General features: G+C 71.8%; 15 protein-coding genes. 6 read left to right on the top strand and 9 right to left on the bottom strand.

Going from position 1 to position 19,841, the window contains the following annotated elements:
• Positions 1 to 41: 41 nt before the first annotated feature.
• The 3 genes from QSK15_RS09615 to QSK15_RS09605 form a co-directional block, all read right to left on the bottom strand.
• On the bottom strand, positions 42 to 2,816 hold the full coding sequence (locus tag QSK15_RS09615) for a TIM-barrel domain-containing protein (protein ID WP_285793812.1): 2,775 nt from the start codon (positions 2,814 to 2,816) through the stop codon (positions 42 to 44).
• Positions 2,817 to 2,946: 130 nt separating this feature from the next.
• Positions 2,947 to 3,726 carry a DeoR/GlpR family DNA-binding transcription regulator gene (locus QSK15_RS09610; protein ID WP_285793811.1) on the bottom strand — a complete coding sequence of 260 codons (780 nt, stop codon included), beginning with the start codon at positions 3,724 to 3,726 and terminating at the stop codon, positions 2,947 to 2,949.
• Positions 3,727 to 3,852: 126 nt separating this feature from the next.
• Positions 3,853 to 6,192, bottom strand: coding sequence for a beta-galactosidase (locus QSK15_RS09605; protein ID WP_285793810.1), 2,340 nt, complete (start codon positions 6,190 to 6,192; stop codon positions 3,853 to 3,855).
• A 319-nt stretch (positions 6,193 to 6,511) separates the two neighbouring features.
• On the opposite strand from QSK15_RS09605, the gene QSK15_RS09600 reads away from it, so the two are divergent.
• Positions 6,512 to 8,266, top strand: a complete 1,755-nt coding sequence (locus QSK15_RS09600) for an exo-alpha-sialidase (protein WP_285793809.1) — start codon at positions 6,512 to 6,514, stop codon at positions 8,264 to 8,266.
• A 237-nt stretch (positions 8,267 to 8,503) separates the two neighbouring features.
• The gene (locus QSK15_RS09595; protein ID WP_279520276.1) at positions 8,504 to 8,683 is read left to right on the top strand and encodes a DUF4236 domain-containing protein; all 180 of its coding nucleotides are present in this window, start codon (positions 8,504 to 8,506) and stop codon (positions 8,681 to 8,683) included.
• 68 nt (positions 8,684 to 8,751) lie between these two features.
• Here the strand turns inward: QSK15_RS09595 and QSK15_RS09590 are convergent, their stop codons facing one another.
• Complete coding sequence (locus QSK15_RS09590; RefSeq protein WP_285793808.1) at positions 8,752 to 9,639, bottom strand: hypothetical protein; 888 nt, start codon at positions 9,637 to 9,639, stop codon at positions 8,752 to 8,754.
• 24 nt (positions 9,640 to 9,663) lie between these two features.
• A complete protein-coding gene (locus QSK15_RS09585) occupies positions 9,664 to 10,185 on the bottom strand; it encodes a VOC family protein (protein ID WP_285793807.1) in 522 nt (173 codons plus the stop codon).
• A gap of 49 nt (positions 10,186 to 10,234) precedes the next feature.
• Here QSK15_RS09585 and QSK15_RS09580 point away from each other — a divergent pair, with 49 nt between their 5' ends.
• A complete protein-coding gene (locus QSK15_RS09580; protein ID WP_030333595.1) occupies positions 10,235 to 10,696 on the top strand; it encodes a MarR family winged helix-turn-helix transcriptional regulator in 462 nt (153 codons plus the stop codon).
• A gap of 57 nt (positions 10,697 to 10,753) precedes the next feature.
• Positions 10,754 to 12,382: a tetratricopeptide repeat protein gene (locus QSK15_RS09575; RefSeq protein WP_285793806.1), complete on the top strand. Its 1,629-nt coding sequence runs from the start codon at positions 10,754 to 10,756 to the stop codon at positions 12,380 to 12,382.
• Positions 12,383 to 12,706: 324 nt separating this feature from the next.
• On the opposite strand, the gene QSK15_RS09570 is transcribed toward QSK15_RS09575, so the two are convergent.
• Both QSK15_RS09570 and QSK15_RS09565 read right to left on the bottom strand, forming a co-directional pair.
• Positions 12,707 to 14,056 carry a sensor histidine kinase gene (locus QSK15_RS09570; RefSeq protein ID WP_285794375.1) on the bottom strand — a complete coding sequence of 450 codons (1,350 nt, stop codon included), beginning with the start codon at positions 14,054 to 14,056 and terminating at the stop codon, positions 12,707 to 12,709.
• Between the two features lie 74 nt (positions 14,057 to 14,130).
• Entirely contained in the window at positions 14,131 to 14,787 is a 657-nt protein-coding gene (locus QSK15_RS09565; protein WP_030333589.1) for a response regulator transcription factor, read from the bottom strand.
• Positions 14,788 to 14,882: 95 nt separating this feature from the next.
• On the opposite strand from QSK15_RS09565, the gene QSK15_RS09560 reads away from it, so the two are divergent.
• The gene (locus QSK15_RS09560; RefSeq protein WP_285793805.1) at positions 14,883 to 16,010 is read left to right on the top strand and encodes a LolA family protein; all 1,128 of its coding nucleotides are present in this window, start codon (positions 14,883 to 14,885) and stop codon (positions 16,008 to 16,010) included.
• 67 nt (positions 16,011 to 16,077) lie between these two features.
• Here QSK15_RS09560 and QSK15_RS09555 read toward each other — a convergent pair whose 3' ends face one another.
• Entirely contained in the window at positions 16,078 to 16,704 is a 627-nt protein-coding gene (locus tag QSK15_RS09555) for an SGNH/GDSL hydrolase family protein (protein ID WP_285793804.1), read from the bottom strand.
• Positions 16,705 to 16,850: 146 nt separating this feature from the next.
• On the opposite strand from QSK15_RS09555, the gene QSK15_RS09550 reads away from it, so the two are divergent.
• Positions 16,851 to 19,145 (top strand): HelD family protein, encoded by a 2,295-nt coding sequence (locus QSK15_RS09550; protein ID WP_502889529.1) that lies wholly within the window; start codon positions 16,851 to 16,853, stop codon positions 19,143 to 19,145.
• Between the two features lie 110 nt (positions 19,146 to 19,255).
• Here QSK15_RS09550 and QSK15_RS09545 read toward each other — a convergent pair whose 3' ends face one another.
• Positions 19,256 to 19,675 carry a hypothetical protein gene (locus QSK15_RS09545; RefSeq protein ID WP_285793803.1) on the bottom strand — a complete coding sequence of 140 codons (420 nt, stop codon included), beginning with the start codon at positions 19,673 to 19,675 and terminating at the stop codon, positions 19,256 to 19,258.
• Positions 19,676 to 19,841 lie beyond the last annotated feature (166 nt).

Below are 19,841 nucleotides of genomic sequence, written 5' to 3'. Positions count from 1 at the left end.
GCTCCGGCAGCCCGCGGCGTCACTTCCGCCGACGTGCAGGATCAATTCATCGAGGCCACCGCCGTGCCGGTGAGCGCCAGATCGGCCACCGTCGTCCACGGCCCCCGGCCACCGGCCTCGCTCAGTGCCCGCAGGCGCAGGTACCGGCCGTTGCGCGCGACGCTGAACGGCACCACCTTCTGCGTCGCCGTGTCGGCGAAGGTTCCCGAGGCCACCGGTGTGCCCCAGCTGCTCGGGCTGTCCGAGACGTACACCTCGTAGCGGCCGATCCGGCCGTTGACTCCACCGTCCTGCCGGGGCAGGTACCGCAGCCCGTCGACCTGGTAGGTGGCGCCCAGGTCGAGTTGGATCTCGTGCGGCAGGGGCGCGGCCGTGGTCGACCAGGCACTGTGCCAGAACGTGGACGGGCTGCCGTCGAACGCGTTCGTGGCCCTGCCGTTCTCCGCGCCGGTCTCCTCGCTGTCGGCGTACACGAGTCGCCAGTTGTCGCGCGGGATCGGCGGCGGCGTCGTGCTGGTCTCGGCGACCGGCAGCACCGCGCCGTCGATCCGGGTCTGGAACGCTGCGCTCCGCGACCCGGCCTTGATCCGCAGAACCCCGTCGGCGTAGAACCAACCGCTGCTCGCCGAGTCGTACGCGGCGCGGGTGGCGAGCGACGGCAGGGTCTGACCGGCGACGGTGACCGCGCGGGGAGCGGCCGCCAGGTGCGCGGTGAACTCGTAGGAGCGCGACGACGGCTTGCCGGCGTACGCGCCGACGGATGCGCCCACGTCCACGGTGACCGTCCCGGTGCCGGACGTCGGTGCCGTCATGCTGACCTGCTGGGTGGCGTAGGCCCCGCTCTGGTAGGCGCGGGTGATGCCGTCGTCCTCGTAGAGGGTGAAGCTCGACGAGCCGCGTGGATACAGGTCGTAGGTGAGCGTGGAGACCGGCTTCTCACCGGTGTGGTTCATCTGCGGCCACATCGGCACGATGGAGCCGCCCTTGACGAACAGGGGCAGGCGGTCGAGCGGCGCGGCGTACCCGTTCAGGGTGAGCGGGCCCTGGTAGACCCGGCCGGTCCAGTAGTCGGTCCAGGTGCCGGCCGGCAGGTAGATGCCGTCGCGCAGCTCGGTGTCGGAGACCACCGGCGCCACCAGGAACGCGTCGCCCGCCATGAACTGCCCTGACGTGGCGTTGCCCCGGGCGACCGGGTCGTTGGGGTATTCGAGCACCAGGGCCCGGGTCGCCGGTACGCCGGTCACGCTGGCCACCCGGCTCATCGTGTAGTGGTACGGCATCAGCCGCATCTTGAGCTGGAGGTACCGGCGGTTGATCGACAGGTACGGCTCGGCGTACCGCCAGGGTTGCTTGTCCTGGTAGCCGGCCGCCGGGTTGGTCACCCCCCACCCGGACATCGTCATGAACGCCGGCGTGAACGACTTCCACTGCAGGTCCCGCACGTAGGTGTTCGGGCTGCCCCCGAAGATCCCGTCGACGTCACCGGTGGCGTAGTTGAAGCCGGACAGCCCGGCGCCGGCGACGGCCGGCACCGTCCACCGCATGTCGTCCCACCGCCCATACGTGTCACCGGTCCAGACCACGGCGTTGCGCTGGGTGCCGGCCCACCCGTCGACGGTCCAGACGTAGCGGCGCGCGTCGGAGTTGCGCTCGATGCCGTCCACCGCCTGCTGAACACCACGGAACGCGTTCTGGTAGCCGCCGCCGACCCAGGCGACGTCGGTCTTCACGCCACGGGTGCCCGCGGTGCCGACCTCGTAGTCGATCGACGACAGGCCGGTGGAGGTCCACAGGCCGGTCTGGAAACCGAGCGCCTTGGCCCCGGCGACGGTCGCGGGCAGGTCGGTGTAGCCGCAGCCGTACCCGTCGTTGGGCAGGAACCAGCCGGACGGCATGTCCTTGGCGCGGGCCTCCCGCGCGTACGAGAGCACATCGGGAGTGCGCTGGTGCCCGGCCCGGTTGTGGTCGCCCTGATAGGCGGGGTTGGACGCGTTGAAGCAGTCGGCGTTGCCGAGTTCGAGGCCCCACATCGGGCTCAGGAACGGCTTGCCGGTCACATCGGTGTACGCCCCGAGCACCCCCTTGAGCGAGTCGCCCACGAAGTAGTAGGCGTCGAACCGTTCCTCGTTGTGGGTGGTGGTCACCGGTGCGGTGAAGCCGTACGAGCCGGGCGCCCACGTGTTGCGCAGGACGCCGTAGCCGTTGGTGGACATGTAGAAGGGCGCCGGGCTGGCGTTGGTGTTCTCCCGCCACTGGTTGTCCACGGCGACCGGGACCGTCTTGTCGCGCAACGCCCATTCCCCCAGGCGCAGACCGGTGCCGTAGAACTGCTCGTCGGCGGCGCGGGTCAACCGTTGGGTGGTGCGGCCCGAGCCCCAGTCGAGCGGTTGCGACTCTCGCCAGATGAGCCGCCCGTCGGGGCGCTGGACCTGCATCGTCAGAGGGCTCTTGGTGATCCGGATGACCACCGCCGAGGTGGCGATGCGGAAGGCGGTGCCTTCGTCGGTCGCGGTGCTGGCAACCGTACCGAAGTCGGTCCGCACGGTGATCTCGTTCGCCGCCGGTTCGGTGAAGGTGCCGTTCGGTGCGACCCAGACGCGGAAGATGTCCGCGCGGGCCAGGGTGAGCCGGATGCGGGCGGCCGTGCTGGTGGCGATGGTGTACGTGTTCCCGGCCCGGGTGAGGCCGGTCGCGCTTCCCGGTGTGCCCGCGCGGGCGGGTACGGCGTGCAGCATCGCGGCGAGCAGGATGAGGACCACGACGGCGGCCCGGACAGAGATTCGGCGGGTGTGCGCGGGCAGCGATGACCAGATCATCGTTTTCTCCCGGTGCGGTGAGGGACAACATTCACGAAAACCGATGAGATGGAATGCTGCACCCGCTTGACTCAAGATGCAATAAGTACGCCGCGATTTTGCATCGAGTTACATCTTTGCCAGCAGCCCGTCAGACCTGGAGCACCGTGACGCCGGCCTGCTCGACGAGGCTCACCTGCTGCGGATCCGCCGCCCGGTCGGTGACCAGGGTGTCGATGTCGCCCAACGGGCAGATCCGGTTGAAGCTCCGCCGGCCCAGCTTCGAGGCGTCGGCGACGACGATCGTCCGCGCCGCGCTGGTCACCATGACGTGGTTGACCGCCGCCTCGCCGTCGTTGTGGGCGCTGGCGCCGTGCTGGTGGTCGATCGCGTCCACCCCGAGCACGACGACGTCCAGCGCCACGGACGCGAGCATCGTCTCCGCGATACGACCGACCAGCTCGTACGACTGCGGGCGGGCCGTCCCGCCGGTGAGCACCACCCGGATGTGCGGACGCACGATGAGCTCGTGGGCGATGTTCAGCGCATTGGTCACCACCGTGGCCGCCGACAGCTGCCCGCTCGGGTCGGTGCGCAGCGCGAGCGCCCGGGCCACCTCGGTCGTCGTGGTGCCACCGTTGAGCCCGACCGTGCTGCCCGGTGGGATCAGCGCGAGGGCGGCCGCGGCGATCCGCTGCTTCTCCGATGCCTGCCGCACCGCCTTGTAGCGCAGCGGCAGGTCGTAGGAGACGTTGGTGACGACCACGCCACCCCGGGTGCGGGTCACCAACTGCTGGGTGGCCAACTCGTCGAAGTCACGACGGATGGTCGCCGTGCTGACGCCCAACTCGCGGGCCGTGGACTCGATGTCGAGTTGGCCCTCGACGGCGACCATCTCCAGGAGCCGGTGCCACCGCTCGTGCTGGTTCACGTCTCACTCCGGTCGCTGCGCCCGCCCATGCGGCCATCTTTGCATCTGCGATGCAACGGCCGTACCGCACCACGACGGGTGGACAGGTCACCGGAACGAACGGGGGCCGATGGGCGGCCGAGGACGTCAGGCCGGGGTGAGCCGCCAGTGCTGGGAGGCGCTGCCGGTGTCGGTCTGCTGCACGATCACGGCCCCGTTGGTGCTCGCCCCACCGGCCACGGCCAGGACCTTGCCGGTCTGCACGTTGACCAGCTTCACGAAGTCGCCGGACGCCGTGACGACCCGCCACTGCTGGTTGCCGCCGCCGGTCGCGGTCCACTGGATGACCCGCGCCCCCTCCGCCGTGGAACCCGCCTCGACGTCGGCGAGCAGACCCGAGCTGACGCTGGTCATCGTGGTGACGCCACCCACCGCGCCGGCCATCAGCCACGCCTGGTTGGCGCCACCGTTGGGGGTCCACTGGATCAACTGCACGCCGGTGGCCCGGGACAGGTCCGGTACGTCGAGGGCCTTGCCGCTGGCCCGGTTGACCACCGTGTGCCGGACCGCGCCGGACTGGCCGCTCAGGGTGGCCTCGAAGGGGATCGGCTGCGCCTGCGTCTGGTGCAGGTCGAAGACGACGATCTCGTTGGCGCCGACCCGCAGCCACGGCGCCGGGCAGTAGAGCCGCTGCTGCGGCCCCACCTTCCAGTAGCGGCCCAGGTTGCGGCCGTTGACCCAGACCACGCCCTTGGTCCAGCGGGACATGTCGAGATACGTGTCGCCGGTCTGGGTGAGGTTCACGGTGGCCTTGAAGAAGATGCCGGGCCGCGAGCTGTTGGTGATCACCGGACGGAGGGCGGCCACGAACGCCTCGTCGACGGGGAGCAGGTGGGTCTGCCAGTTGGTCAACGTGCCGGTCAGGGTGCCCGCGTCGACAAGCGACACCCTCTCGGTGATGCCCTTGCGGTCCACCAGCGCCTGGCCGAAGTTGTTGCGACCCATGCCCTCGACCAGGATGTCGAGTGTGGGGCTGCCGCTCGCCGAGGTCTTCAGCGCCAGCGGCGCGTCCTGCACGGTCAGGCCGAGCGGAGTCGTGTAGGCCGCCGGGAGGTTGCTCCGGGACAGGCCGCCCTGGTAAGCGCCGTCGAGGAACACCGTCGCGTAGTCGCGCACCGACCTGATGTCCAGTGTCGCCCGGGTGTAGCCGGGCAGGACCCGGCGGTACAGCATGAAGCCGGAGTTCTGGCCGTACATCTCCATCGGTTGTGGATTGGTCTGGGTCGGCAGCGCGGCCGGCAGGTTGTCCCACAGCGAGGCGTACGGCGTGGGCAGCACCGCCTGGCCGCCGGTCCGCACGATGGTGGGGATCGGTGCCGGCACGGCCGGCAGCGTCACCCCGAGGGCGGTGCCGATGATCTCCCGGTAGGCCGGGTACAGCCGCGACGGGCCGCCCTGTTCGGTGATCGGGGCACCGTAGTCGTAGGTGGTGATGTCCGCCTGGTAGCCGGACCCGTTGTCGGCGGCGTTCGCGCCGGCCCAGTACCCGAAGTTCGTCCCACCGTGGATCATGTAGAGGTTGAACGACAGCCGGCCGGCCATCAGACCCCGCAACTGGGTGGAGATGTCGGTGTTCGATCCGGCGAAGCCACCGTCGGCCCAGTGGGTCAACCAGCCGGTGTACAGCTCACCGGACATCGCCGGAACGGTCGGGAACGACTGGCGGGCGGCGGCGATGGCCGCGGCGTCACCCCCGCTGAGGGCGACCGCGCCGCCGGTGACCACCGTGCGGTTGCCCTGCACCTGCCCCAGGCCGTCCTCGGTGTAGAACGGTCCGTTGATCCCGGCGCGCAGCCACAGCTGCCGCAGCTCCTCCAGGTACGTCGTGTCGCTGCCGTACGACCCGTACTCGTTCTCGATCTGGACCATCAGGATCGGCCCACCGTTGGCCACCATGAGCGGCTTGACGAGCGCGGCGAGCGCGTTGATGTAGCGCGTGACAGCGGCCATGTAGTTCGGGTCGGCGGCGGTGCGGACCCGCAGTTTGATGGTCGGGTTGCGCAGCAGGTACGGCGGCAGGCCGCCGAGGTCCCATTCGGCGCAGACGTACGGGCCGGGGCGCAACAGCACGTACATGCCCTCGGCCTGGCACAGCCGGATGAAGCCGGCGATGTCCCGTCGATCGGTGGTGAAGTCGAAGACGCCCTGCCGCTCCTCGATGTGGTTCCACATCACGTAGATGGCGATCGTGTTCATGCCCATCGCCTTGGCCATCTGGATCCGGTGCCGCCAGTACTGCACCGGGATGCGGGCCGGGTGCATCTCGCCGCTGCGGATCTGGAACGGCTGGCCGTCGAGCAGGAAGTTGCTGCCGTCCGCGGAGAACCCGAAGGTCTGCGCCGCCGCGGCGCTGGCCGGGCCGCCCGACGCCAGCATCGCCGCGAACGGACTGAGCACGCCGAGGGTGAGGAGTTGGCGCCGTTCCATGGGGTCTCCTTCGGACAGGCGTCGCCGGCGGCGGTCGCGGGCCGGGGACGGGCCCGATCGCCGAGATGACGAAGATGGTCGATGCAGTCGAGCCTGCCAGACGACGCAACATGATGTAAATATCCGAGCCCGATCCGTCATCTTCAATCAACCGAGCGCTATGACTGCACCGTCCATCCCGGACGACCAGGGCGACGCGCACGGCCACGTCGATCTATTGACGATCGGTGCGGCGTCCGGCTAGCGTCCCGACATCAGATATCCGACGTCTTATGCCTAGCCTTCCCCCGCCCGCACCCCCGTCCCCCGAAGGAGTCCCGTGTCTCCTGTCCGAGCACTACCACGCCGAGTGATCGCGGTCGTGGCCACCGTCCTCGGCGTGGCCGCGATCCTGCCCGCCACGCCAGCTCACGCCGCCCCCGCCGGGGTGAGCGCCACCGCCAGCGCCGACTGCACGACCGGCCGGCTCAACCTACGGCTCACCAACGGCAGCACCACCGCGCAGACCTTCACCGTCACCTGGCCGGGCCGCGCCAACTCCCCCTGGACCCGGACGGTCGCCGCCGGCAGCACCAGCAACGAGCTGTACTGGACCCTCCCGGCGGGCACCGCGTACACCCTGCGGACCACCACCCCGACCGGCCTGGACGACACCTCCGCCGGCATCTTCCACTGCGGCACCGGCATGTCCGCGCTCACCAGCTACGACTGCACTGCCGGACGGCTCCAACTCGCGCTGGAGAACCGCACCACCACGGCCCGGGACTTCACCGTCACCTGGCCCGGCCGCACCGGTTCCCCGTGGACCCGCACCATCGCCGCCGGGGGCAACTATCTGCACTACTGGACCGTCGGAGCCGGCACCGCGTACACCCTGCGGGTCACCGCCCCCGGCTTCGACACCACGCTGCGGGGCACCGCCGGCTGCGGCCTGGCCGCCGGCACCCCGCAGATGAACAGCACCGCCGTGCTGACCACGCAGAGCGTCATTCGCAACCTCAACGGCCCCAACGGCCGCTACGACGGCACCTCCGCCTCGGTCCGCATCCCGGGCATGGCCGTCACCAACAACGGCACCGTCATCGCCGTCGCCGACGCCCGGATCAACGGCTCGTACGACCTCGGCGGCGGCACGAACAACATCCAGATCGCGATGACCCGCAGCACCGACGGTGGCCGGACCTTCGACCAGCCCCGCGTCATCCACGCGCCCGCCACCACCAGCGAGGGGGCGGGCGACCCGAGCCTGCTGGTGGACCGCCGGACCGGCACCGTCTACTGCTTCTTCACGTACTCCCCCCGGCCGGGCATCAGCTTCTGGTCCGGCTCGTCCGGCCTCAACACGGCCAACGACCCGAACAGCCTGCACCTGCAATACATCACCAGCCGGGACAACGGCGCCACCTGGAGCGCCCCGGTCGAGCTGAACCCGACGATCAAGGTCGCGAGCTGGCAGCAGGCGTTCTTCTCCTCCGGGCACGGCATCCAGACCAGCACCGGCCGCCTGATCCAGCCGTTCGTCTACCGGGACGGGGCGGGTCTCACCCAGACCGCCAACGTCTACAGCGACGACAACGGCGTGACGTGGCGACGTGGCGGACCCGCCGGTGGGAACATCAACGAGAGCAAGGCGGTCGAGCGCGGCACCGGTGCGATCGTGCAGAACATGCGGCACAACAGCACCCGCAGCCGGTTCTACTCCACGTCCACCGACGGCGCGGTGACGTTCGGCCCGGCCACCGCCAGCGCCGTGCTGACCGACCCGCTCTGCAACGCCGACGAGATTTCCTACCTGCGCCCGTCGGAGGTGGGCGCGAACGGCGCACCGGTGCGCACCCGCACCGCCCTGTTCAGCAACAACGCGGCCCCGGCGGCACGCAACGACCTCACCGTCCGGCTCTCCACCGACGACGGCGCCAGCTGGCCCGCCCGTGCGCTCGTCAAGCCGGGCGGGGCGGGCTACTCCACGATGGCGGTGCTGAACGACGGCACGGTCGGCAACCTGTACGAAGTGGGCAACACCGGCGGGATCTTCTTCGCCCGCTTCACCGTGGACTGGGTCAAGGGAGCCTGACCCGCGAACCACCCGCCCCCGGTGCCGGCCCCACGCCGGCATCGGGGGCGGTCCCACCTCGCGTGCCGAAACCCTTTCAGCAGCGTTTACCGATCCGCAACACCTATCTGGGCGGTAGGGATGCCCGGGTCAGGCGGGCACCGTCCAGGACGGACAGCGAGCGGGTTTCAAAAGTTGCCGGTTCGGGAATGTTCGATCTCGACACGGCAGGGAAACGGTGACGAGGGGAGCGCTCCGATGGGCCTCATGTTTCGCAAGCGCAAGAAGTACGGTCCGATCATCCTGAACTTCACCGAGAACGGCTTCTCCTCGTGGAGCATCAAGATCGGTCGCTGGTCCTGGAACTCCAGGGCGCGCGCGCACCGCGTCGACCTGCCGGGTCCGCTGTCCTGGAAGCAGGACAAGGCCCGGTCGTAAGCGTCCCGGGAGTCGAGCGGGGTGCCGGTGATTCACCGGCACCCCGCTCGGCGTCCGCGGTGGGGCGGTCAGCGCGTCAGGCTGATGATCTCGTCGCCGGCCAGTCGCCCGGACTCGCGTTCGCGCCGCACCTCACCGGCGTCGAGCAGGTCGGCTAGCGCCTGGTTGGCGTCGGCGGCCCGGTAGACGGTCGCGGTGAGGGTGTGCCGGCGCAGCTCGGTGACCGGCCGCGGCCCACCCGCCCGCAACTCGGTCAGCAGTTCGTGGGCCAACGGTTCGAGGTCCGGGTCGCCGAGCACGTCGACAGTCGTACCGGTCGGGTCGAGGGGGTCGCGGTAGCGCACGCCGTGGTCCGCACCGACCGCCCAGAGCGCGTCGCGGATCGCCTCCAGACTCCGGTCGGAGCGGCTGCCGAACGCGACCACCCCGACGGCCTCGCCGCCGGGCAGCACCGGTGCCACCTCGGCGACCAGCGGGAAGCCGGCGGAGACGAGCACGTCTCGGGCGCTGTCGCCGGTGTGCAGCAGCAGCTCTCCGGCCCGACCGTTGGTCGCGGCGGCGAGCAGCTTCGGCGTCACCGCGCCGGGCAGGCCCACGAAGGAGAACAGCGGCGCGCCGGCCGCGCCGGCGGCCTTCACGGCGACCGGTAGCCGGTACGGGTCGCCGGGCAGCAGGTGCACGGTGACCTCGGCGGGCAGCTCCGCCTCGATGGGGCCGAGCCGGGCCGGCAGGTCGGCGTCGGCGGCGTCGGCCAGCACCAGCACCGTCATCTGCCGGCCGCGCGTCTGGTCGCCGTGTGCGGCGACCAGACGCAGTGCTGCCTCCGCGCTGCCCGGGTCGACGCCCGCGAGGGCGACGGTGGCCCGCCGGGAGCGGTGCAGGGCCGCGGGCAGCCAGGTCGTCAACTGGCGGACCAGCAGCTCGCGGAGGAAATCAGTGGTCCGGTCGGTCGGCATCGGTCCGTTCTACCGTACGGGCGGTCAGGCCGGGACGGAGATCCCCACCCCGCCCCGGGTCTGCCCGCCGTAGCGCTGCCGCTCGGCGTCCAGGTCGAGCCGACCGATCTGCTTGCGGGCGGCCAGCGCGGCGTCGTCGAGCAGGTCGGCCGGGATCAGCCAGACCACCTCGAACTCCAGACCGTCGGGGTCCCTGCCGTAGAGGCTCTTGGTCGTGCCGTGGTCGGAGGTGCCGACCAGCGCGCCGGCCGCGACGAGCCGCTCGGCGGTGGCGGCCAGCTCGTCGAGCGTGTCCACCTCCCAGGCGAGGTGGTAGAGGCCGACGGTGGACCGACCGGCGGTCGACCGCCCGGCGCCCGCGCCGATCTCGAAGAGGCCGAGGTCGTGGTCGTTGGTGGAGTCGGGGGCCTGGAGGAAGGTGGCGCCCCGGAAGCCGTCCGGGGTCATCGCCACCGGGCGGAAGCCCAGCACGTCGCGGTAGAACGCGACGCTGCGGGCGAGGTCACTGACGTAGAGGACCGCGTGGTTGAGCCGATGAATACCCATGACCCGAGGCTAGCGCGGTTTAGTTGAACATTCAACCATCGGGGATATGATGGCGGTCATGACCCGCTGGCTGGACCCCGACGAGCAACGCACCTGGCGCGCGTACCTCACCGCCTCCCGGGTGCTGATGGACACTCTCGACCGCGAGCTGCAACGCGACGCGGGCATGCCGCACGCGTACTACGAGATCCTGGTCCAGCTCTCCGAGGCCCCCGGGCGCCAACTGCGGATGAGCCAGCTGGCCCAGGCGGCGGGGTCCTCCCGCAGCCGGCTCTCACACGCCGTGGCCCGACTGGAGGCCGCCGGCTGGGTGCGCCGCGAGGACTGCCCCACCGACCGGCGGGGGCAGATCGCGCTACTCACCGACGAGGGTTTCGCCACCCTCGCGGCCGCCGCGCCCGGCCACGTCGAAGGGGTACGCCGTCACCTGTTCGACGCGTTGAGCCCCGCCCAGGTCGACCAGCTGCGCCGAATCAGCGAGACCCTGGCCGAGCACCTGACCGGATCCTGACCAATCGACACCGGCGCGGGTCTTGTACTTACCGTCGTCGGATGAGCACGATGGGGCGTGTCTTCCGGCTTCGGTGAACTGACTGATCAGGCGCACCACCTCGTGTCCTCCGGCGATCTGGCCGGCGCACAGCAGCTGCTCTCCGACGCGCTCACCGACGCCGACCCCCGCCCGGCCAACGCCACCCCCGAGCTGGCCGAGGCGGCCAGCCTCCAGGCACGGGTGCTGGTCGCCCTCGGTGAGCCGCACTCGGCCCGGGGGTGGGCCGCCTTCGCGTACGCGGCCACCACCCGCCTGCACGGTCGCGCCGACCCGCGCACGGTGGCCGCGGCGGCCACCCTGGCCGCGGTGCTGCACCGGGTCGGCAGTCACTCCCGGGCGGCGCGGCTCTACCAGGAAGTCATCATCGAGCTGACCGCGCAGGACGGCCCGGAGTCGCTGCGGGTGCTCGCCGCGCACGCCGACCTGGCCACCGTGGAGTACGCGCGAGGCCAGTGCACGGTGGCCCGCGACCGCCTCCAGGACGCCTGGGAGCTGCACCGCGAGGTGTACGGCGACGGGCACCCCAGCGGCATCAAGATGCTGGCGCGGCTCGGGGCGATGCAGCGCGACTGTGGGCAGTTCGCCGAGGCGCACGACAACCTGGCGCTCGCCCGTGAGTTGTGCCGGCAGCACCTGCCCGCCGACGATCCGCTGGCCACCCAGGTGGCGGCGCTGGCCCGGGCGGCGGCGAATCCCGATCACGTCTGCGCCGACGACCCACCCACGGCCCGCGACACGCCTGTCGTACCGGCCGCCCGCGTTCCACCGCACGACGACGGGCCGACCGACTCGGGCCACCACCCGTCGGCAGCCGTGCCCCACCACGCCGGGGCGGTCCCGAACCCCCGGCTGCCCTCCGACGAGGCGGTCGGGTCGACGGGCGGCAGGTGGCCGACCGAACCGGCGGACACGCCCCCGCCCCACCCCGCCGACCCTCCGGTGCCCCCGTCGGTGGTCGGGCTGGCCGGCGGCGCGCAGGAGCAGCCCGGGGTGTATCGGCTGTATCGTCCCGCCGACTCGTTCCCGTCGCCCGACTCGTACCCGCCGCTCGACCGGCACGCGCCGCCCGACTCGTCATCGCGGTCGGAGCCGTATGCACCGGTTGAGCCGTACACGCCGTCGCGGCTGCTGCCGGTGCCCGTGCACCGCGCACCGCCGGAGCAGCGCAACCGGCTGGTGCCGGTGCTGGTGGCCGGCGTGGTCGTGGTGCTCCTCGGTGCGGCGGCGGTGATCGCCGGGGTGGCCCGGGTCGACGGCGACGACGACCCGACCCCGCCGCCAGTCAGCGCCTCCCCCACCGCCGGCGCGCCGGCCGGCACCGCGCCCGCCCCGGGCGGCTCGGCACCCACGTCGGCTGCCACCGCGGCGCCGCCCGGCACCCCACCCACCGCGGTGACCCTGCGCGACAACCGGGACAGCATCGCGCTGAACTGGACGTACCCGGCCGGCAGCGAGGGCCCGGTGGTCATCGCGGGCGGTCGCACCGGCCAGGCCCACAACATCTTCGCCACGTTGCCGGCGGGCACCACGAGCTTCGTCATCTACGCGCTCAACCGCACCAACGACTTCTGCTTCACCGTGGCCGTCGCCTGGTCAACCGACACCGTGGCCCGTTCCAAGCAGGTCTGCACCCGCCGCCGCTGACCCGCAGGCCACTGCCCTGCCCGCCACGCCCCGACCCTGCCCGCCACTGCACCGCCGGCTACGCCCCGCAGACCTCACTCAGCGTGGGCTACCCGTTGACGAACCCGCCGTGACACGCCGTCACACCCGACGCCCCGCCCACAACTCCGGCCCAGGCTTTGCTCTGCTTACCTATACGCACCACCTCGAATGAGCAGCTGAAACGTCGCGACCGCCGCTACAACACGCGTCGGCGACCATCACGTTGCGTGGCTGTCGCGTCCGCGGGTGCAGAGCAAAGGGGCATCAGTGGGCGGTTGGGGGGAGGCCGCCGTCACGGACCGTCTACCTTTGGCCGTCCTCGGCCGGCAACGCTGGCAGCAGCAGGCACACCCGTAGTCCTCGCTGGTCCGGCGCATCGGTCAGTGTGATGCTGCCGCCCGCCCGTCGGACCAGCTCCCGGACGATGGCCAGCCCCAGGCCGGCGCCCCCGTCGTCGCGGGCCCGTCCGTCATCCAGCCGGGTGAACCGGTCGAAGACCCGCTCCCGGTCCGCCACCGGGATCCCCGGGCCGTCGTCGGTCACCGTCACCAGGTGGTACGCCCCGACGTCAGGCCCTGTCGCCTCGGCCGTGAGCACCACACTGCCGTCCGCGTGCCGTACCGCGTTGTCGACCAGGTTGGCCAGCACCCGACGCAACTCCTCGACGGTGCCGACCGTCCAGAGCGGGCCCGGCGGGAGCGCGACCCGCACCGGCGGCGACGAATAGCGGGCGGCGACGTCCGTCAGCAACGCGCCCAGCTCCACCGGGCCGGTCCCCCGCGTCGGCGGCGTCTCGTCCAGGCGGGCCAGCAGCAGAAGGTCGTCGACCAGGCGGCTCAGCCGGTCGGTGTCGGCGAGCAGGTTGGCGGTCACCGCCGTCCAGTCCGTCCGGTCGGCGAGGCGCTGGGCCACCTCCAGCTCCGTCCGGATGTTGGTCAGCGGGCTGCGCAGCTCGTGCGCGGCGTCGGAGACGAAGGCCCGCTGCCGGACGCGGGCGGATTCCAGCCGGTCCAGCATGCCGTTGAGGGTGACCGCCAGGCGGTGGATCTCGTCGGCCGACGCCGGCACCGGCAGCCGGCCGGCACCGGCTCTCCCGGTGATCTCCTCGGCGCCTCGACGCAACTGCTCGACCGGCCGCAGGGTCGCGCCCACCACCCGCCACGCCACCCCGGCCAGCACAGCCACCAGCAGCGGAAACGCCACCAGCAGGATGGTCCGGACCACGTGGATGCTGTGCCGCACGTCGGCCATCGAGCGGGCGACCAGCACGGTGAGCGGGTCGGCCGCGGTGCCGGCGGGTACGGCGACCACGCGGACCGGGCCGACCAGCCCGACCCGCTCGGCCGGCACCTCCAGCCGCTGCCGACCCGTCCGGTCCAGTCGCTCCGGGCGGACCATCGGCACCAGCCGGTCGGCGTCGATCGAGGCCGCCCTGATCCGCCCCTGCTCGTCGACGACCTGCACGCGGACCTGCCCGCCGGCCACCGGCAGGGGATCGGGCAGCGCGTCCTCGGCGGCGAGCAGGGCAACGGCATCGGCGGTGCGGAACGCCTCGGTGTCGACGGTGCGCTGGAGCACGAAGCCGAGCGCGCCGAGCAGCACCACCCCGCCCACCGCCAACCCGATGGTGAGGCCGAACACGCCGATCGCCATGAGCCGCCCCCGCAGCCCGAGGATCGGCATCCAGCCGGGCCGGGCCCGACCGGTAAGTGCCGGGCCGCCCGACGTCACGTCGCCAACCGGTAGCCGGCGCCCCGGACCGTCTCCAGCCGATCCCGGCCGAGCTTGCGACGCAGGTAGCCGACATACACCTCGACGGCGTTCGGCGCGGTCTCCAGGCTCGCGTCCCAGACGTGGTCCAACAACTCGATCTTGGAGATCACCTGGCCCGGCCGGCGCATCAGATAGTCCAACAGCGCGAACTCCCGCGCGGTCAGCGTCACCTCGGCGTCCGCCCGGGTCACCCGTCGCCGGGCCGGGTCCAGCCGCAGGTCGCCGACCGCCAGCACGGTCGGACGCTCCGGTGCGCCCCGACGCAGCAACGCCCGCAGCCGGGCCAGCAGCACCACGTACGAGAAGGGCTTGGTCAGATAGTCGTCGGCGCCGCAGTCGAGGCCGTCGGCCTGGTCGTACTCGCCGTCCTTGGCGGAGAGCATCAGCACCGGCAACCAGTGCTCCTCCGCACGCAGCCGCCGGACCAGCTCGTACCCGGAGAGGCCGGGCAGCATCACGTCGAGGATCATGGCGTCGTACCCGCCGTGCCGGGCCGCGTCCAGGCCGGCCGGGCCGGTCCCCGCCACATCCACCGCGAACCCCTCGGCCTGCAGGCCGCGTTGCAGGGCAGCCGCCAACCGGGCCTCGTCCTCCACCACCAGCACCCGCACCACTCAAGGGTGCCACCCGGGTCAATCAACCCCGTTCGGTGTCCTCAGCACGTTCACAGCAGCCAGCGGGCAGGATGGGCGCAGGAGGTGCCACCATGTCCGTCCTGAGAAGTCGTCCCGTCCTGCGCTGGCTGGTGCCGGCAACCGCGGCCGTCGCCGTCATCGGCGGTGGCGCGGCGATCGGCACGTTCGCCGCCGAGGCCGAGCCGAGTCTGCCGCCCCGCACCGCCGCTCAGCTCCTCGTCGATCTGCAGACATCCCGGTTGGAGGGGTTGTCCGGGACCGTCGTGCAGCGCGCCGACCTCGGCCTGCCGCCGCTGGTCGGGCTGCTCCCCGGCAACGAGCTGACCACCATGCTGACCGGCACACACACCCTGCGGGTCTGGTACTCCGGGCCGGACAAGCAGCGGGTCGCGCTGCTGGACACCCTCGGCGAGCAGGACGTGATCCGCAACGGCCGGGACCTGTGGACCTGGCAGAGCCGCACCAACACCGCCACCCACCGGGCGCTCGGCGACAAGGCCGGGGCCTTCAAGCCCGCCCCGGACCCGGCAGCGAGCCTGCCGGCCACCCCGCAACAGGCCGCCGACCTGGCGTTGGGCGCGATCGACCCGAGCACCGAGGTCAGCGTCGGCCGCTCGGCCACCGTCGCCGGCCGGGACTCGTACGAGCTGGTGCTCCAGCCGCGCGACCGGGACTCGCTGGTGCACCAGCTGCGGATCGCCATCGACGCCAAGCAGCACGTGCCGCTGCGCTTCGAGGTGCTCGCGAAGGGCAGTGACCAGCCGGCGTTCGAGGTGGCCTTCACCCAGGTCGACTACCGTCGCCCGGACGCCGACCAGTTCACCTTCAACCCGCCGCCGGGGGTGACGGTCACCGAGGAGAAGGCCGAACGGCCGGCGGGCAGGCCCGGTCACGTCAAGCCGGAGGCAGACCCTGGGGTCCGCGCGGTGGGCGACGGCTGGACCACCGTGCTGGTCGCCCGCCTGGACGATGCGCTCGACGGCGGGCCCGCTGCCGCGAAACCCGCCACTCCCCCGGCCGGTGCCGCAGCCGACATGGACGTGTCGAAGCTGCTCGGCGGGCTGCCCGCCGTCAGTGGTGACTGGGGCAGCGGTCGGCTCTTCAGCACCAGGCTGTTCACCGTGCTGCTCACCGACGACGGCCGGGTGCTCGCCGGAGCGGTGACGCCGGAGCGGCTCTACCAGGCCGCCCGCAGCTGATCTCCGCGGTGTTCGCGCCGGGTCGACCTCACGGTCGGCCCGGCGCTTCGCCGTGCGCGCGGCCGGGTCAGGAGACGCCGAGGGCGCTGAGGTACGCGTCGGCGAGGACCGCGTGACCGGGCAGGTACGGGTGGACCCGGTCGTCGGCCCAGCGCGTCGCGGGACTGACCGTCAGCACCCGGTCGAACGCCGCCTGGTTGGGCACGTGCACCGCGTCGAACTCGGCGGCGAGCCCGGCCACGACCGCCGCGTACCGGTCGGTGTCGGCGCGTTGCGGGACGCTCCGGTCGGGCTCGATGAAGAACGGGTCACCAAGGATCAGTCCGCAGCCGGTGGCGTCGACCGCCCGACGCAGCAGGTCGCGCAGCGTGCGCTCGTACTCCTCGATGCCGACGGCCTCATCCGGGCGGTCACCGTAGTGCCGCCAGATGTCGTTGATGCCGATCAGCACCGCGAGCCAGTCGGGGCGCTCGGCGATGGCGTCGGCGTCCCAGCGGGCGGCCAGGTCCCGCACGGTGTCGCCGCTCACACCCCGGTTGACCCATTGCACCTCCAGCTCGGGGTGCCGGGCGTCGACGAGGGCGCGCACGAGACTCACGTATCCGCTGCCGTACGGCGCGGCGGTGTCGCGTCGACCACAATCGGTGATGCTGTCCCCGATGAAGACCACCCGTTGGCCGGTCCGCAGGATCATCTGCCGTCACCTCGCGATCACCGGCGCGCCGGACCGCCCGGCTTAGTGAGAACCGGCGGAACGCGCTATCTTCAACAGTTCGAAGGCACAAAAAAGAACGGCTAAAAGCCGTTCCTGCAAAGGATTCTAATCTTTAGGGAGACGGCTTGTCAAGGCACTCCGGCGGTTCCGGCGAATTGCCGCTCGACGACGAGATCGGTCGCGAGCAGGAGTACGTCTCGATGCTCTACCACCGGCTGGATGAGCTGCGTGAGCAGGCCGCCCGCCGACTCACCGCCGAGCTGCACAACACCGGCGGAACCCTCCAGGACCGCTCGCAGCGCGACAGCTCGGTAGCGATGTACGCCGATCAGGTCGAACAGTTCTCCGCCGTGGAGAACGGACTCTGCTTCGGCCGTCTCGACGGCGACGACGACTCCCGCCGCTACATCGGCCGGATCGGCATCTTCGACACCACCGGTGACTACGACCCGCTGCTGATGGACTGGCGCGCCCCCGCCGCTCGACCGTTCTACCTCGCCACCGCCGCCAACCCGCAGGGCGTACGCCGTCGTCGGCACCTGCGTACCCGCCAGCGCAAGGTGACCGGGCTCAACGACGAGGTGCTCGACATCGACAGCGCCTCCCCCGGCGCCCACGAGGAGCTGACCGGCGAGGCGTCGCTGCTCGCCGCGCTCAACGCCGGCCGCACCGGCCGGATGCGCGACATCGTCGAGACCATCCAGGCCGAACAGGACGAGATCATCCGCGCGGAACTTCCGGGCGTCATGGTGGTCCAGGGCGGCCCCGGCACCGGCAAGACCGCTGTCGCGTTGCACCGGGCGGCGTACCTGCTCTACACGCACCGCCGCGAACTCTCCAGCCGGGGCGTGCTGCTGGTCGGTCCGAACGCGACCTTCCTGCGGTACATCTCCCAGGTGCTGCCGACGCTGGCCGAGACCGGTGTGTTGCTGCGTACCCAGGGTGATCTCTTTCCCGGGGTGAGCGCCCAACGGTCCGAGCCGGCCGGGACCGCGGCGCTCAAGGGCCGGGCGGTGCTGGCCGAGGTGTTGGCGCTGGCCGTGCGGGACCGGCAGTGGGTGCCGGACGAGCCACTGGAGATCGAGGTCGAGCGGGAGACGCTGACCCTCGACCCGGAGATCGTGCGCGCCGCCCGCGACCGGGTCCGCCGCACCGACCGACCGCACAACCTGGCCCGCGCGCTGTTCGACGTGGAGATCGTGCACGCGCTCGCCGAGCAGGTGGCCGAACGGATCGGCGCCGACCCGCTCGGCGGGGACAACCTCCTCGACGAGGCGGACCGGGCCGAGATCCGGCGGGAACTGCGCGAGGAACCGGAGATCCGGGCCGCCCTCGACCAGCTGTGGCCGGTCCTCACACCGCAGCGGCTGCTCGCCGACCTGTACGCCGACCCGGATCGGATCGCCGCCGCCGCGCCGATGCTCACCGCTGACGAACGGGCGCTGCTGCGGCGCGAGCGCGGTGGCTGGACCCCCGCCGACGTTCCGCTGCTGGACGAGGCCGCCGAACTGCTCGGCGAGGACGAACGTGCCGCCGCCGCCCGGCGGGACCGCATCCGGATGATGGAACGGGAGTACGCCGAGGGCGTGCTCGAGATCGCCAGGGGTTCCCGCTCGATCGACGTCGAGGACGAGGCCGAGGGCGGTGAGATCCTCGGCGTCACCGACCTGATCGACGCGGACCGGCTGCTGGAACGGCAGGAGGAGACCGACCGGCTGACCACCGCGCAGCGGGCCGCCGCCGACCGCACCTGGGCGTTCGGCCACGTCATCGTGGACGAGGCGCAGGAGTTGTCGCCGATGGCCTGGCGACTGCTGATGCGCCGCTGCCCGAGCCGGTCGATGACGATCGTCGGGGATGTCGCCCAGACCGGCGCGCTCAGCGGCACACCGTCCTGGGCGGACGCGCTCGCCCCGTACGTCGAGCAGCGGTGGCGGCTCACCGAGTTGACGGTCAGCTACCGCACCCCCGCCGAGATCATGGCGGTGGCAGCCGACGTACTGGCCGAGATCGACCCGGCGCTGCGACCGCCGCGCTCGGTGCGGGAGAGCGGCGTACCCCCGTGGGACCGGACGGTGCCCGACGGGCGGTTGGCTGCGGAACTGGTAGCCGAGGTCACCCGAGAGGCCGCCGGGCTGACCGAGGGTCGGCTCGGCGTGCTGGTGCCGGCCGGTCGGGTGGGCGAGTTGGGCGCGGCGGTGACCGCGGCCCTTCCGGAGGCCGCCGTCGGCGAGCATCCGGAGCTGGAGAGCCGGGTGGTGGTGCTGACCGTCGCACAGGCCAAGGGGTTGGAGTTCGACTCGGTGCTGGTGGTCGACCCGGACCGGATGGTGGCCGAGTCACCGCGCGGGCGCAGCGACCTGTACGTCGCGCTCACCCGCGCCACCCAACGCCTGGGCGTCCTGCGCCCCGCGAGCTGATCCCCGATCCCCCACGCCCTCCCGGCCAGCCTCTCAGTCGATCATGAGGTTGGCGTGGACTGTGATCTCCGACAGCCCCGCCAACCTCATGATCACGGCGGGATTCCGCTCTAGTCGTCGGCGCGATCCTGGATGGACTTCGCCGGTCCGGTCGCGGAGGTGGACTGGTCGCTGGTGCCGCCGCCGATCGGAGTGCTCAGACCGCCGGTGGTGGCGTCGCCGGTGGTCGTCGGGGCTACCCTGCCCGGGTGCCGCTCCGGCTGTCGGGCCACCCGGCGTACGCTCGCCGGCCCGGCGGTGCCACCGGTGGTGGTCACCGCGCCCTGCCCGCCGACCGGGCCGCCGTCGCGCAGCACCTGCGGGTCGATCCGTTCGTTCGCCGGATCGAGCGGGTCATCGCGCTGGATCTGACTCTCCACATCGGTGCGGGGCACCGTCACCTCGTCGAGGGCGCCCTTGCCGTACACGCCACCGGCGATCCGGTCCTCGGCCTCGCGGGCGGCGTCCTGCCGCATGTCGTCCTCACGCACGTCCATCACCTCGCAGAAGCTGTGGAACTGACTGCGTGCCCGACCACCGGCCGACCAAACCCGGTGTGACCGGGAGGTCGTCCACGGCGGTTCACCGTCGCGCCGCCCGCTGGCCGCCTGCCCGCAGCCCGAGATGTCCATGCTGTCCGGCGACCGGTGGGAGGTG

Origin of the sequence: Micromonospora sp. NBRC 107095 (assembly GCF_030269705.1) — a bacterium.
Lineage (GTDB): Bacteria > Actinomycetota > Actinomycetes > Mycobacteriales > Micromonosporaceae > Micromonospora > Micromonospora parva.
The sequence above is the reverse complement of the archived record's forward strand: the minus strand, read 5'-3'. Positions and strand labels throughout refer to the sequence as shown.